We start from the raw sequence: 15,413 nt of genomic DNA, 5'->3' as shown, positions 1-15,413 counted from the left end.
AGGCTATTGTTCAACTCCATGCAAGCTGAGAAGCGTGGTCATCCGTGCTTTAGCCAGTTCAGGGTCTGAGAGTAAACCGGCCTGATCCGCCAATCTGAACACTTGCGCGTAGTGGCAGATGTCACGGCTGGATTGGAACCCACCCGGCATGATGAAATGGGACTGGGCTCCGTTCAGCCATGCCAGACAGGCAATCCCGGCTTTGTAGAACCGCGTCGGAGCCTTAAAAATCTCTCGACTGAGGGGAATAGTCGGTGCGAACAGCGCGTTGTAGCGATCCATGTCGCCCATAGCCAACGCCTCAAGCGCCTGGCTGGCGGCGGGGGCGATCGCAGCGAAAATGCCGAGCAGAGCGTGGGAAAAATGCGTTCCATCCCCGGCAATAAGATCGGCGTAGTTGAAATCGTCACCAGTGTAGAGGCGCACGCCGTCCGGCAACCGCGCGCGGAAGTTTTCTTCATATGCCTGATCCAGCAAGGATATTTTTATCCCATCAACCTTGGCGGGATTTTCGTTGATCAGGGACAGCACAAAGTCGCTGGCCGCGTCGATATCCGTGCTACCCCAATAGCCCGTCAATGCAGGATCGAACATGTCGCCCAGCCAGTGCAGGATTACAGGCTCCGCAGCCCCATCGATCAGCGCGCGGTATACATAATGGTAGGTGTCCGGACTTGCCTTGATCGATGGGAAAGCGCGTGACGCCATGAGGATCAATTGCCCTCCGCTGGCTTCGATCGCCTCGGCCTGATGCTCGTAGGCTGACAGGATTTCACCTGCTGTGTTCAACGCGCTTAGAGGCAGGTGATCAGTCCCTGCTCCACAAACCACCCGAGGCGACAACGGATGCGCCTGCGCAGCCTTCATTGTGCGCTGGATCAGCTCCAGCGCGGTCTCCCAATCGACGCCCATACCCCGTTGTGCGGTATCCATGGCTTCGGCCAGACCCAGCCCCTGATCCCAGAGTCCCTGACGAAATCGCAGGGTCGCTTCCCAATCAACTGCGGGACGCCCATCCCAGGGATTACGTTCCGCCAGCGGGTCTGAAACCACATGAGCCGCCGCAAAGGCCGTGCGCGTCAGAGGCACCTGCGGCTTGCGCGGTACTAACGGCGTTCCGGTCAGCGCATAGGGTTCTAGCTGCCCCTCAGGATTTGGCAAAATCAATTTCACTGTCTCAAACCTCCAAATCCAGAACCAGTATGCCGTCGATGCCACCCACCGCGTTCTCGACCAGTTGCGCGCCCAGCGCCTTGTGCGTTTCGTTGTTCTGATAGGCCTCTAGCGCGGCCCAATCGTCGAAGTCGATCACGAAACCATGCATGTATCCGCGTTCGATCTGCTCGGGGCTCTCACTGCGGCCCCCGGTAAACCCGCTGGCCCCGGGAAGGGCCTTTGACACGTTCTCGAGACCTTTGTAGATGGCTCCGATTGTCTCCTCGGTCACGTCGGCGCGGAATTTGGTCAGTACGATATGGCGGATCATTTTTAGAAACCCTGATCTTGTTTAATCATGTCGGAAGCTTTTTCTCCGATCATGATTGTAGGTGCATTGGTGTTCGATGAATTGACCGTCGGCATAATCGACGCATCCGCGACGCGAAGCCCTTCGATCCCATTGAACCGCAGGCGCGGGTCCAGAACGGCTTCAGCATCGCTGCCCATACGACAGGTACCAGCGCAGTGGTGCGATGTTTTGGAGTGTACACAGATAAAATCGAAATACTCCTGCTCGGTCCGCACGTCCGGACCCGGCAAACGTTCTGCCAAGATGTACGGCTTCAGCGCATCCTGAGCGAGGATGTTCTGCACCAGCTTCAGCCCCCGAATGGACATCTCGCGATCGTAGGGATCCGCCAGATAGTTGGGATCTATAAGCGGCATCATCGCGGGGTCTGAACTTTGCAACCGGACGGTTCCGCGTGATCTGGGTCGCAAAAAACAGGCGTTCAGTGTAACCCCACCGTTGGGCATCGCCTCGACCCCTGCCTCAATGCCGGTACCAAGCCCCAGATGCAACTGAAGATCCGGTGAACGCGCATCCGGGTCTGCGTACCAGAACCCACCCGTTTCGAACAGGCTGGACGCGACCGGTCCCTTGCGGGTGAAAAGGTATTGCAGGCCTGCAAAAGCTGAAAGGTGCAGCTTAGCGAAACGGTCGTAGGTGTGCGGGCCGGTCACTTCGCAGATGGAATACAAATCCAGATGGTCCTGCAAATTCGCGCCCACCTGCGGCTGATGAAAAACCGCGTCGATGCCAAGGCTGTCCAAATGATCCGTGGGGCCAATTCCCGACAGTTGCAACAAGCGCGGCGAACCGATGGCACCTGAGGACAGAATGACCTCTTTCGCGGCGGAGATCTTGTCCCCATTCATCATCTCGACACCAGTCGCCCTGCCTTTGTCCACCAAAATGCGGCGGACTTGTGCGCCGGTGCGCACGGTCAGGTTCGGGCGGCTGAGGTTCGGCGCGATAAACGCCATCGCAGCAGAGGATCGTCGCGCATTGCGCTGGGTCAGCTGATAGTACCCCGCGCCATCCTGTTTCGCCCCATTCACATCGCGTGTTTCGGGAATCCCCACTTCCCCTGCGGCCTTGATGTAGGCGTCGCAGATTGGCAAAGGTGCTGCGGGCATGGACACGCCCAGCGGTCCGCCCTTGCCGTGAAATTCGTCGTCGTAGGTGTCGTTGTCTTCGGACTTTTTGAAATAGGGCAGCACGTCGGCATAACTCCACCCCTCGCACCCCATCTGTCTCCAGTCATCGTAATCCTGAGCTGCACCCCGCGTGTAGATTTGCGCGTTGATTGCAGACCCTCCGCCGATCACCTTGGCCTGGGTGTAGTTGAAGACCTTGTTCTGCATGTGCTTTTGCGGAACCGTGGACCAGCCCCAGCTGCCGATACCCTTGGTCATCTTCGCGAACCCGGCTGGTAGGTGGAAGAGCGGGTGACGGTCGGTGGAGCCGGCCTCTAGCAACAGCACACGCGCTGACGGTTCTTCGGAAAGACGCGCAGCGATCACCGAGCCTGCCGAGCCGCCCCCAATGACAATGAAATCATATCCTTCAGACATTCTTATGTGCCCTGACTTACAGACGTGAAATCGACAAGCCGCCATCCACCGGGATGGCGGCGCCGTTCGCAAAGTGCATCTGCCCCTGAACCAGTGGGACGACAACGGACCCAATATCCGCGGGCTCACCCCAGCGTGCCGCGGGAACAAGACCGCCTTCGATACGGTCGGTGTACTTGTCGCGCACGCCCGCCGTCATCTCGGTCGCAATGATGCCCGGTCGCAGCTCAAAGACGCCGATGCCTTCGGGGGCCAAGCGTACTGCGAACAACTGAGCCATCATCGCTGCGGCTGCCTTGGACACGCAGTACTCGGCGCGTTCGATCGATACCATTGTAGCGCTGACAGAGGTGACAAAGGTGATCGAACGATAGGAATCTTGCGGCTGCTCCAACATGCGCCGGGCCACCTCTTGCGCCAGAAAAAACGCGCCACGCAGGTTGATATTCTGCACGAAGTCCCAGTTCTCGGGCTTCAGATCCAGCATGTCGCCGCGCACTGGCGCCCCAACCCCTGCGTTGTTTATCAACGCGGTGATCGGGCCCAAATCGGCTTCGATCTGATCCAGTAGCGCCGGAACGTGATCAATGTCGGACACGTCGTGCTGTACATAAATTGCGCTTGGGCCAAGCTCTGCCAAAGCCGCCTTAACGACTGGTTTGTCGGGCTCCGAGCGAGAGGCAATTGCGACCTTGTACCCCACCGCGATCAAGGCACGCGCCACCCCTAGTCCAATGCCCTGTTGTCCTCCGGTCACCAATGCTGTTCCGGTCATGCGGCGAACTCCGTTTCAATGATATGACGCCCCGAGCGGAGTGCGAGTGCGGCTATAGTAAGGGCCGGATTCACCGCCGCAGATGTCGGAAGAACTGACGCGTCGACGATGAACAGGTTCTTGTGGTCGTGACTGCGACAGAACGTGTCGACGACACTGCTTGCCGGGTCATTGCCCATCCGCGCAGTTCCGCATTGATGCGACGGAGTTCGCCGATCAAATGGTCGCGACAGTACCACCGGAAACCCGGCCTGCTTCAGATGCGCCTTTAGCCGCGCAACCAAGGCCTCGTGCGCAGCCCAATTCGAGCGTTTCCAATCCAGCTTGATCTGGTCACCTTCGACCGTCACCCGGCTTTCTGGGTTCGGCAGATCCTCGGACATAGCATAGAAATCAAAACTGCGATTTGCGATCAGTGCTGCAATTGGACCCGGTAGATGGGTTTGCGACGCAAGGATCGGCCCAGTGATCTTTCCCAACATCTGAACGTTGCCCAAAGGCAAGCCACCCTGTCCGTCGCTGTTGTAATAGTCGTTGAACATCAATGTCTTTTGATAGACCGCCCTGTTTCGGCGCAGCGGATGAAGGGCCAGCACCGCCGAACAATTGTGGTTCATGAAGTTCCGTCCGACCTGATCGGACCGATTGGCAAGACCGATTGGACAATTGTCGTTCGCGGATTGCAGCAACAGTACCGAGGACTGTACCGCACCTGCTGCAAGCACGATGACCGGCGCACGCAGGGTACCGTGGCCATCAACTTCGACACTTGTGACACGACCAATGGCATCAGCCTTCAATTTTCGGACACGCGCGTCAGTTAGCAGCTCGACATTCCCATGCTTCAATGCCTCGGCGAGGGCACAGGTTTCGGCGTCCATTTTGCCGCCGCATGTATTGGGAAACGCATCCCAAGTTGTTTGCCCAGCCCGCAACCAGGTTTCGATATCCACGCCCAAAGGCACTGAGGACGGCGTCAGGCCTGCGTGGCTTAGCCGGTTCCTCAGGTCTGCAATATCAACCTCATCCGGCACAGGTGGGTGCGGATAACCCCTACTGTGCGGCGGTTCGGTGGGGTCCTCTTTGGTGGTCCCACGTGCGTCGTAAAGCTGTTCCGCGGTGGTATAATCCGCCTCCAGCTCTTCATAGGGCATGGGCCAGCCGTGCGAATAGCCACCCATATGCTGACGCGGCTCAAAATCCTCTTTCCGATAGCGTATCAAAGCTGCGCCGTAGAACTTGGAATTTCCACCAACGCAGTAGTAGTTTCCGGGGTTGAAAGGTTTGCCTGCTCCATCCAGCCATGTTTCATCAGGGCGAAAGTGCCCATTGGCAAAGATCGCTTTTGGGTCTCGATCCTGAGGTGAGAGCTGCAACCGCTTGCCTCGTTCAAGGATCAGAATGCGACGACCGGACGGAGCCAACGCCGCAGCCAGTGTTGCCCCTCCGATACCCGACCCAATGATTATGACGTCAGCTCGATTCATGGAAGGATCCGCATCTCGCTTTCGGGATCAAAAGCCACGGCCTTTTCCATGTTCACTGCAAAGTTGAAATCCTGACCCGGTGCCACTTCGGCATCCGAACGCATCCGCGCGATCACATCTCGTCCGCCCAATTGCATCGAGACGAAGGTGTCCGATCCAGCGGGCTCCGTCACCACGATACGGTTGGCCATCTGCGCGATGTTCGACGACTTTCGATCCGCGCCATCCATATCGGTGATTGTCTCAGGGCGGATTCCCAACAAGATCTCGCGCCCATCCCATGCGGCCAAGTTGTCCTGGCTGAACGGAAGTTGCGCCATAGATCCGTCGTGAACGGCGACCTCTGCATGAGGGCGGCCATTCAAAACCGCAACCTTGGCCGGTACCACGTTCATCGCAGGCGAGCCCATGAATGTTGCAACGAAGATATTCGCGGGTGTGTCATAGATTTCCTGCGGCGTACCCAGCTGTTGGACATAACCGCCGTTCATTACGGCGATCCGGCTTGAAAGCGTCATCGCCTCGATCTGGTCATGCGTCACATAGACGATGGTGGTCCCGAGATTTTGATGCAGCTTCTTGATCTCGGTTCGCATGTCGACGCGAAGCTTGGCATCCAGGTTCGAGAGCGGTTCATCGAACAGAAATACATCAGGGTTCCGTACCAACGCGCGACCCATCGCAACCCGCTGGCGCTGACCGCCCGACAACTGACCGGGCTTACGATCCAGCAACTGCTCGATCTGCAAGAGCTTGGCAACTTCTTGCATCGCTTTGTCGCGTTCAGGCTTGGGCACACCATGCATCTCAAGTCCGAAAGTGATGTTCTGCCCGACCGTCATATTGGGATACAAAGCATAGCTTTGGAAAACCATGGCAATGTTGCGGTTGGACGGGTGCACCCCGTTCATCACCTGATCCTTGATGCGGATTTCGCCGCTGGTGATCTCTTCCAGCCCCGCGATCATGTTCAGCAGAGTGGATTTGCCACAGCCCGAGGGACCGACCAGAACCAGGAACTCTCCTTCCTGCACCGAGATGTCGACCTTGTGCAGAACCTCAACCGCCCCGTAGGATTTGGTCGCGTTGTCTATGTCTAGAAAACCCATGAGGTCTTATCCTTTCACCGAACCCGCCATCAGGCCGCGGACGAAGTATCGACCGGCCACGATGTAGACGAGCAGAGTTGGCATGGCCGCCAGAATGGCGCCTGCAAAATGAACGTTGTATTCTTTCACACCGGTTGATGACTGCACCAGATTGTTCAACGCCACCGTCATCGGTTGGCTGTTGGCATCGGCAAAGGACGCGCCGAACAGAAAGTCATTCCAAATGTTGGTGAACTGCCAGATGATCGAAACCACGGCGATCGGCCCGGAACTGGGCAGAAGAATGCGCCAGAAAATCTGGAAGAACCCGGCGCCATCAATCTGCGCCGCGCGGATCAGCTCGGTCGGGAACACAGCGTAGTAGTTACGGAAGTACAGCGTCGTAAAGCCAATCCCGTAGACAACGTGGACAAGTGCAAGACCCCAGGTGGTGCCTGCCAGCCCGATTATGCCCAACATCCGTGCCATCGGGATAAGAACAATCTGGAACGGGATGAAGCAGGCGAACAGCATCAGACCGAATAAGATGGTGTCGTACTTGAAGCGCCATTTGGTCAGCACATAGCCGTTCAACGCCCCAAGAATGGTCGAGACGATCACCGCCGGGACCACCATCTTGATCGAGTTCCAGAAGTAGGGCTTCAGCCCAGTCGGATCGACGCCGATCTGCGCCGAAGACCACGCCTTGAGCCACGGCTCAATCGTGAACACATGCGGCAGGTTCATCATGCCGCCGCCGGTGATCTCTTCCAATGGCTTCACCGAGTTCACCAGCATGACATAGAGCGGCAGCAGGTAGAACAGACCGAACAGAAGCAGCACCAGATAGATCAACGTGCGCGTAACGCGGCCCGTTCGGATTGCGGTATCCTGAGTAGCTTGAGACATCAGCGTTTCTCCCGCAATTCAGCGTAAAGATACGGGATCATGATCGCGGCAATGGTCATCAGCATAATCGTGGCCGAGGCCGCACCGATCCCCATCTGGTTTCGCGTGAACGTGTAAGAATACATGAAGGTCGCGGGTAGTTCTGTGGCGCGACCGGGGCCACCCCCGGTCAGGGCGATGACAAGGTCAAAGGTCTTGATCGCCAGGTGGCTGAGGATCACGAAGGCCGACAAGAAGGCTGGTCGTAGTTGCGGGATAATGATCCGGCGATAGAGGTTCCAGTTCGACGCGCCGTCCATCTGCGCAGCCCGCAGAATTTCATTGTCGATCCCACGCAGGCCAGCCAGGAACATTGCCATCACAAAGCCGCTCGTCTGCCAGACGGCTGCTAGAACAACTGTGTAGATGGCGTAATCACGGTTTTTTATCCAGTCGAACTCGAAGCTGGTCCAGCCCCATGTGTGCATCACGTTTTCCAACCCGATACCAGGGTCAAGGAACCACTTCCAGGCTGTACCGGTGACAATGAAGCTCAGAGCCATCGGATAGAGGTAGATGGGACGCAGCAGCCCTTCCCCTCGGATTTTCTGATCAAGGAAGATCGCCAGGCCCAGGCCGATACAGGTGCAGATCACGATATATAGGCTCGCGAAAATCCCCATATTGATCAACGAGGTTTCCCAATGGCTCAGCCGCCACAGTTTGTCGTAGTTTTCCCATCCGACCCATCCAAAGGACGGCAGGATGCGACTGTCGGTGAATGACAGGTAGACCGAAAACAGAATGAACCCGTAGACAAAGACCAGCATCATCGCCAGCGACGGTGACAGGACCAGCTTGGGTATCCAGTTCTGAAGGCGTGTCTTAAAATCCGCGTCGGCTGAAGCAGCCATGGCGCGCCCTCCTCGTTCGTGTCGTGTTAGATCGGAGCTTTTGCGCCCGTTTGGTGACAGGGCGGCCAGACCGCCGCCCCATCGGGAGGATCAATTGTGGATCACTTGGCGATCGAAACGGCGTCAACCAGTTCGGTCACGGCATCTTCGCTGCCGTACTCGCCGTTAAAGTGGGCGGTCACCACGTCATAGACGGCGTTCTTGACTGACGCGGGCGCGGCATGTCCGTGTGCCATCGAGCCGAACAGGTTGCCTGACGAAGCCGCGGCGGCCAAATCTTTCATGCCCTGCTGACCACACGCATCCAGATCGCTTCCATCCACGTCAGTACGAGCCGGGACAGAGCCCTTCACCTTGTTAAAGGCAATCTGGAAGGATGGCGACAGGATCGCGCTGGCCAGCGCGGCTTGCTCGGCCGATACCGTACCGCCCTGATCAAACATCATGAACTGGTCAGCGTTGAAGGTGACCTGATCCTGAGTACCCGGGAAGCGGAAGCACAAAAAGTCTTCGCCCGGCACTTTGCCCGCGTTTAGGAATTCGCCTTTGGCCCAATCACCCATCATTTGGAAGCCGGCTTCGCCGTTGATGACCATCGCTGTCGCCAGGTTCCAGTCACGACCCGAGAAGTTCTCATCCACGTTGTCGCGGATAAAGGCCATACGGTCGAACGCTTCTTTCATCGCGTCGCCACCCAGCGTTTCCTCGTCCAAGTCGATGAAAGCCGCTTTGTAGCCGTCAGGCCCCAGCGTCGACATCGCAATAGCATCGAACACGGTCGCGTCCTGCCATGCCTGACCACCATGCGCGATCGGGGTGACACCAGCGGCTTTCAACGCCTCAACTGCGGCGACGAATTCGTCCCAGTTGGTGGGCTGTGCAATGCCGTTGGCGTCCAGCACCGCCTTGTTAGCCCAGACCCAGTTGGTCGAATGCACGTTCACAGGGGCCGAGACCCATTTGCCGTCATACTTGGCGAAGGCTTTCAGCGCATCTGGGACGACGTCATCCCAACCTTCCTGGGCTGCCACTTCGTTCAGATCGGCCAGCGCGCCCTGATCGGCCCAGTCAAGAATGTCAAAGCCCAGAGCCTGAACGGCTGTTGGAGCGTTGCCTGCGGTGACGCGTGCGCGCAGAACGGTCATCGCCTGCTCACCACCGCCACCTGCAACAGGCATGTCGGTCCAGCCGATGCCCTGTCCAGAAAGGTCGTCCTTGAGAACGTTCAATGCTGCAGCCTCGCCGCCAGAAGTCCACCAATGCAGAACTTCCACGTCTTCAGCGTGCGCAAGGCTGGTCGTGCACAGTAGACCTGCCACAAACAGCGATTTTGTATTCAAAAATTTACGCATTCTTGTTTCCTCCCTTAATGCGTTATTCTCACTCGGGACCAATCTGGTGCCCGGTCTTAGTCGTGCGGAACCCATGGCGCCCGGCTGTTGCCGACGCGCATGACCACTGATTTCACTTCGAAGAATTCCTCGAACCCATATCGTCCGATTTCCCGCCCCTGCCCGGATTGTTTGACCCCACCGAAAGCGACCTCGGGGAACCCGTCCATCCAGGTATTGGTCCAGACCGTTCCCGCTTCTGCTCGGCGGGCAAACTCTAGGCAGGTGTGAACGTTTTCGCTCCAGACCCCTGCCGACAGACCGTAAGCGCTATCATTGGTGAGCGCGATGGCTTCGTCCAGTGTTTTGAAAGTCAAAACGGACAGAACCGGCCCGAATACCTCATCACGGGCAATGGGCATGTCGGACGAGACGTTGGAAATCACAGTCGGCTGATAAAACTGAGCACCGAGGCCTTCGACCTCCAGCGGCTCACCACCCAGATCGATAGTCGCACCGGACGCCCGCGCCTGTTTGACATAAGCGTCGATTTTTGAGTTGTGCTCCGGTGTTACAATAGCTCCGACTTGCGTTGTTGGGTCCAGTGGATCGCCGAATTTGACTTTGCGCGATAAGGCTACGACTCGCTCACGGAAATCGTCGGCGATATCTTCGTGCACAATGATACGACTGCTTGAATTGCAGCACTGGCCGACATTGAAATAAACACCGAACACAACGGCATCCGCCGCTGCATCCAGATCGGCATCAGGAAAGATGACCTGCGGGTTTTTGCCCCCAAGCTCCAGCGCAACTTTCTTAAGCGTGTCCGATGCAACTACGCTGATCGTCTTGCCCACGGCTGTCGAGCCGGTAAAGCTGACCATATCCACGCTGTCGTGGCCGGACATAGTGCGTCCGACGGGAACGCCGTAACCAAGCACGACATTACAGACACCTGCGGGTAAACCGGCTTCGACCAACAGCTCGGCAAGCATCAAGGTTGTCGACGGTGTCATCTCAGACGGCTTCACAACAACAGTGCAACCAGCGGCCAATGCAAAGGGGAGCTTCTGACTGAGGATCCAGAACGGGAAATTCCATGGCGTGATGATGGACACGACCCCAATGGGTTCCTTTAACACAACACCCATCATGTCTGCGCCGAGAGTGTTATGACTGTCGCCGTGCGTACTGCGCGCCAACGAGGCAGCATAACGCCAAAGGTCTGCGGCACCGCCTACCTCGCCCTTGGATTGGCTGATCGGCTTGCCACTCTCCAGCGTTTCGATCAGGGCGATGCGGTCGACGTTCTGCTCGATCAGTTCTGCAACTCTCAGAAGAACCGCTGCCCGTTCTTTGCCGGATGCGCGGCTCCAATAACCGGTGTCGAACACCTTGCGCGCCGCCTGGATCGCGGCCTCGGCTTCAGCCTCGCCACCTAAGGCCGAACGGCTGACGATGTGCCCGTGCGAGGGCGAGCGCCGTTCGAACGTCTCACCCGACGCGCTATTCTGCCACCTGCCATCGATGAGATGCCGACCTTCGAACAACGGCGGCAACTCGAACGGGATAGCAGGGTTGATGGTGATATCTTTCATATTGTCAAAGGCCCGAAAATGTGGGGTTACGTTTTTCAATGAACGCGGCAACGCCTTCTTCGCGGTCCGCTGAGGCGGCAATCGCTGCGCTACCAAGGGCTTCGACCACGGCATGAGTGTCTTCACCGACCGCTGCATGGATCATGTTTTTTGAGATTTCGGTGGCGCGAGGCGAAAGGTCGCTAAGTTCGGCGGTGATCTCAAGCGCGCGCGCCAGAACGTCGTCAGTCACCTCGGTCGCAAAGCCCAAGGCCACGGCGCGGTCAGCACCAATACGGCGCCCAAAAAGTGCCATCTCTTTCACCGCAGCTTCGGGGATCAGCCGGGTCAACCGCTGTGTCCCGGACCAGCCGGGTACAATCCCGACCCGAGCTTCAGGTAAAGCCAACGTGGACCGCGGGGTCATCAGGCGCAGATCGCAGCAACTGGCCAGCTCTAGCCCACCGCCGAACGCATGACCGTTGATCGCAGCAATTGTTGGCTTGCCGATCCGCGCCAGGCGGTCAAAGATGCGATGTCCATCACGGACCCAATGGCGCGCGAATTCGACGGGGCTCAGACCACCCCAAGCGCCAATATCGGCCCCACAACAGAACGCTTTTTCACCCGCGCCGGTCAGAACAAGCGCACGAATAGATACGTCACGCTCGACCTCTGTCAGGCCAGCTTCCAGCGCGTGCAGCATATCTACAGTTAGCGCATTGAGCTTGGCCTCGTTGTCCAAAGTCAGGACGGCGGTTGCACCCTCGATATGAATGCGCAGTTTGCTCAAAGTGTCATCCCCATCGGGCCAACTGCGAATAGCGACTTGGGCATCTGAACCGCGTTTTCCGCGACTTTGACGCGACCGCCTGAAGCTTCGACAATATCGCGCTGCGCCTCAATGCCGGGCATGATTTCCGTCGCGACCAGCCCCTGATCCGTCAGGCGAATAACGCAACGCTCGGTTACATAGAGCACATCCTGACCGGTTTCCCGGGCACGGCGGCCCGAGAATGTGACATGTTCGACCTGATCCACCATCTTGGTGAATTTTCCGGGGGCATTCACACGGATACCATCATCCGCCAGATCAATCTTGGCGCCAGCTTCGAACCAGCCCGAGAACACGATCTTTTTGGCCCGCGTGGTTATATCGACAAAACCGCCGCACCCTGCTGTCAAATAGGGTTTTTTACCAAGTTTGGAGACGTTCACGTTGCCTTCGACATCGACCTCGAGGAACGAGAGGAACGACATATCGAACCCGCCGCCCTGGAAATAGATGAATTGCTGTGGTGACGGCACATAGGCATGCGCGTTGGATGCGCACCCAAAGGCAAAGCCGGTTAGTGGGACACCACCGACGGCCCCCTGTTCAATCGCCCATGTTACCGCCTGAGGATGGCCCTCCTCCAACAAGACACGCGGAACCATTGCGCTGATCCCAAAGCCCAAGTTGGCGCTCATGCCGCGGCGCAGTTCTTGGGCAGCCCGTCGTGCGATGACCTTCTCGACACCGTGCTCGGCCAGCGAAAAACTGTCCCAAGGGCGCATAATTTGGCCAGAGATCGCCGGGTCATAGGGCGTCTCTGTCGTTTGCATCTGCTCTGGGTCTTCAACGATCAGATCGACAAGGTGCCCCGGCACGCGCACGTCATGGGGGCGCAAGCTACCTGCAGCAGTCACACGTTGAACCTGTGCGATCACGAGCCCACCGTGGTTGCGCACGCAAATCGCTTGCTCCAATCCGCCCAGATAGGCACCTTCATGTTCATAGGTCAGGTTGCCAAACTCATCCGCCGTGGTTGCGCGCAAAACGCAAACGTTCGGGTTGATATTTGGGAAGTGCAACCAAGTCTGACCGTCGAATTCCTTGCGATTAACGATGGGAGCCGTCGCACCACGCTCGTTCATCGCGCATCCTTCGCGAACAGGATCCACGAAAGTCTCAAGCCCGACCTGCGTCAGAACACCAGGTCGATGCGCTGCGGCTTCGCGATGCATATCGAACAGAATTCCCGATGGCACGTTGTATGCAGCCACTCGATCTTCGACGATCATTTTCCAGATTTTCGGCATTTCAAGGCTGGAAGGGCCCGACGGGTATGATCCGGCGAGAACGCGACTTAGCAGTCCATCCTGCGCCAGATAGTCCATGCCCTTTACGCCATACATATCCCCTGCAGCAATAGGGTGCAGCGTTGTAATATTGCGCGGATGCCCTTCAGTGCGATACCGCTCTCCAATCGCCTTTAGAACAAGGTCAGGGCAACCCAGAGCCGAAGACGATGACACAGAGACGACCGCATTGTCCGGGATGCGAGAAACGGCCTCGGAAACAGAAACCAGCTTGGTCATCAGAAACCACCATAATCTACATTGATACGCCGACCCGAGGCTGCGGCTTCTCGCACACAAAGCGCCACGGACAACGATTTCACGCCATCGGGCCCGTCAGCCGCCGGGCGACCTTTGCCGATGGTCGCGGCGACAAATTCTGATACGCCCTGAACGTAGAGCGAATGATCCGAAAACGGGATCTCTTCGCTTCCGGCTTCAGTCACCAGATTGATCGACCCAACCGGTCGCTGCGTCATGACGCCATGCCCAAAAATCGAACCCTTGGTTCCGTGAACTTGCAGGTCCGACCCGGCAAACGGGTGCGTAAAACTTTCATGTGTCATGACCATTGCGCCCGAGGGCATCGTCCAGACAGACATGCAGGAGTCTTCGACGCCCTGCCCCATCCCGGAACTGGCCATTTGCGCGACGACAGACACCGGGTCTTCATTGAGCAGGAAGCGAGTGACATCTGCATCATGAACAACTATGTCGGGGATCACGCCGCCACCAGCATCCGCAGAGTTTATACGCCACCCCTGCAAGTTACCCGGCAGATGCACTGCGTGATGGATTCTTAGCGAGAGAATGTCTCCGACGCGCCCGGCTGCAATTAGGTCACGAATTGCGCGATGGCTGCCAGAGCAACGCAGGTGATGATTGGTTCCAAATGTCACGCCAGCCGTGTCGGCCGCACGCACCATCTCGATAGCTTCCGCTTGCGTCATCCCAAGCGGCTTTTCACACAGTACATGCTTACCAGCCGAAATGGCTGCCATTGCCTGGCCGTGGTGTTTCTCATTGGTTGAGGAAATATAAACAGCCTGAACATTCTCGTCAGCAAATGCAGCGTCCAAGTCTGTGGTCGCATTGGGAATACCGTGTTCATTGGCCCAGGTTTGCACCCGGTCAGGCGAATTGCTGACGACCCAGGTCACTTCGTTGCTTGTCTGATGACGCACCGCGCCCAGCATGTGTTGTGAAGCTATCGTACTCGCTCCGACAAAAGCCCAGTTCATCTGATTTTCCCGAATTTGGAACGTTCCAATTTTCTAGTGGAACGTTCCAAGTATGACAAGAAAAAACTCTTAACGCGCTTTAAAGGTAAGAAAACATGGCTAAAACCACGAAGCTGGACACCTCATCAAAAAGCAATCACAGGGAATCGAAGAGATTCATAGCGTGTCGGCTCTCCAACTGAGTCGCAGAAATTCGCCGTGTGCCACTTGCATCATTGCGTCAGAGCGTCTCCTTCCACCGTCACCCTGTGCATAAGGCGTCGAAACCCATGGTAATCGTTGATCGCTTTGTGGCAGGTCGCTCTGTTGTCCCAAATGGCGATATCCCCTTTCTGCCAACGCAGGCGGCATTGGAATTCGGGCTGCTTGCAATGATCATAAATCATAGCCAGCACCGCGGCAGACTCATCCGCGCTCAAGCCTTTTATTTCGGTCGTGAACACAAGATTGACGAACAAACCTCGCCGACCGCTGAGAGGATGCGTGATGACAACGGGGTGCAAAGCGTCTTGCATGGCAGCTTCGGCGTTACCCAATGAGCCCGACGTACGCAGCGAAGCTGCTGAGGCGCTGCGCGCTCTGATCGACAAGGTGGTGCTGACACCGTCTGAAGATGGATATGACATTGATCTGCATGGAGATCTTGCCGGCATTCTCGCCTTAGCGTCTGGTAAAAAAGCAAAAACCGCCCATACCGACATAGCCGAGGCGGTTTCGCAAGTATCGCTGGTTGCGGGGAGAGGATTTGAACCTCTGACCTTCAGGTTATGAGCCTGACGAGCTACCGGACTGCTCCACCCCGCGACGCTTTGGTGGGCCTATCGCCTATTCGGCTACTTGAGGCCAGGTATTATTTTAATCGTATTAGAGAGATTGTTGGGTTTTTACTAGGTTTGGCGGTGACCTACTCTCC

The 15,413-nt window shown here is 57.2% G+C and carries 14 protein-coding genes and 1 tRNA gene; all 15 read right to left on the bottom strand.

Annotation, left to right across the window (positions count from 1 at the left end; genetic code table 11):
* Window positions 1–3: 3 nt before the first annotated feature.
* The 15 genes from GS636_RS07140 to GS636_RS07070 all read right to left on the bottom strand — a co-directional run bounded on the left by GS636_RS07140 (window position 4) and on the right by GS636_RS07070 (window position 15,304).
* Window positions 4–1,173, bottom strand: coding sequence for a dihydrodipicolinate synthase family protein (locus GS636_RS07140; RefSeq protein ID WP_371808706.1), 1,170 nt, complete (start codon window positions 1,171–1,173; stop codon window positions 4–6).
* 4 nt (window positions 1,174–1,177) lie between these two features.
* Complete coding sequence (locus GS636_RS07135; RefSeq protein ID WP_171668977.1) at window positions 1,178–1,486, bottom strand: Dabb family protein; 309 nt, start codon at window positions 1,484–1,486, stop codon at window positions 1,178–1,180.
* Window positions 1,487–1,488: 2 nt separating this feature from the next.
* Window positions 1,489–3,075 carry a GMC family oxidoreductase gene (locus GS636_RS07130; RefSeq protein WP_171668976.1) on the bottom strand — a complete coding sequence of 529 codons (1,587 nt, stop codon included), beginning with the start codon at window positions 3,073–3,075 and terminating at the stop codon, window positions 1,489–1,491.
* A 16-nt stretch (window positions 3,076–3,091) separates the two neighbouring features.
* Window positions 3,092–3,850, bottom strand: coding sequence for a 3-ketoacyl-ACP reductase (locus GS636_RS07125; RefSeq protein WP_171668975.1), 759 nt, complete (start codon window positions 3,848–3,850; stop codon window positions 3,092–3,094).
* Complete coding sequence (locus GS636_RS07120; RefSeq protein WP_171668974.1) at window positions 3,847–5,337, bottom strand: GMC oxidoreductase; 1,491 nt, start codon at window positions 5,335–5,337, stop codon at window positions 3,847–3,849. Before GS636_RS07120 ends, GS636_RS07125 begins: the two co-directional genes overlap by 4 nt.
* Window positions 5,334–6,446 (bottom strand): ABC transporter ATP-binding protein, encoded by a 1,113-nt coding sequence (locus tag GS636_RS07115; protein WP_171236922.1) that lies wholly within the window; start codon window positions 6,444–6,446, stop codon window positions 5,334–5,336. Before GS636_RS07115 ends, GS636_RS07120 begins: the two co-directional genes overlap by 4 nt.
* Window positions 6,447–6,452: 6 nt before the next feature.
* Window positions 6,453–7,334, bottom strand: coding sequence for a carbohydrate ABC transporter permease (locus tag GS636_RS07110; RefSeq protein WP_171189151.1), 882 nt, complete (start codon window positions 7,332–7,334; stop codon window positions 6,453–6,455).
* The gene (locus GS636_RS07105; protein WP_170376146.1) at window positions 7,334–8,227 is read right to left on the bottom strand and encodes a carbohydrate ABC transporter permease; all 894 of its coding nucleotides are present in this window, start codon (window positions 8,225–8,227) and stop codon (window positions 7,334–7,336) included. The genes GS636_RS07110 and GS636_RS07105 overlap by 1 nt, the downstream gene beginning before the upstream one ends.
* Window positions 8,228–8,328: 101 nt before the next feature.
* Window positions 8,329–9,579, bottom strand: a complete 1,251-nt coding sequence (locus tag GS636_RS07100) for an ABC transporter substrate-binding protein (RefSeq protein ID WP_171668973.1) — start codon at window positions 9,577–9,579, stop codon at window positions 8,329–8,331.
* Window positions 9,580–9,635: 56 nt separating this feature from the next.
* Window positions 9,636–11,159, bottom strand: coding sequence for an aldehyde dehydrogenase family protein (locus GS636_RS07095; protein WP_171668972.1), 1,524 nt, complete (start codon window positions 11,157–11,159; stop codon window positions 9,636–9,638).
* Window positions 11,160–11,163: 4 nt separating this feature from the next.
* Window positions 11,164–11,931, bottom strand: a complete 768-nt coding sequence (locus GS636_RS07090; protein WP_171668971.1) for an enoyl-CoA hydratase/isomerase family protein — start codon at window positions 11,929–11,931, stop codon at window positions 11,164–11,166.
* Window positions 11,928–13,499, bottom strand: a complete 1,572-nt coding sequence (locus tag GS636_RS07085) for an acyl CoA:acetate/3-ketoacid CoA transferase (protein ID WP_171668970.1) — start codon at window positions 13,497–13,499, stop codon at window positions 11,928–11,930. Before GS636_RS07085 ends, GS636_RS07090 begins: the two co-directional genes overlap by 4 nt.
* The gene (locus GS636_RS07080) at window positions 13,499–14,500 is read right to left on the bottom strand and encodes a Gfo/Idh/MocA family protein (protein WP_171668969.1); all 1,002 of its coding nucleotides are present in this window, start codon (window positions 14,498–14,500) and stop codon (window positions 13,499–13,501) included. Before GS636_RS07080 ends, GS636_RS07085 begins: the two co-directional genes overlap by 1 nt.
* Window positions 14,501–14,712: 212 nt before the next feature.
* Entirely contained in the window at window positions 14,713–15,015 is a 303-nt protein-coding gene (locus tag GS636_RS22865; protein ID WP_371808710.1) for a TauD/TfdA dioxygenase family protein, read from the bottom strand.
* Between the two features lie 212 nt (window positions 15,016–15,227).
* Window positions 15,228–15,304, bottom strand: a tRNA-Met gene (locus tag GS636_RS07070).
* Window positions 15,305–15,413: the final 109 nt, after the last annotated feature.

The sequence above is a fragment of the Ruegeria sp. HKCCD4884 genome, from assembly GCF_013110855.1.
GTDB lineage: Bacteria > Pseudomonadota > Alphaproteobacteria > Rhodobacterales > Rhodobacteraceae > Ruegeria.
This window is presented reverse-complemented; position numbering and strand designations above follow the sequence as displayed.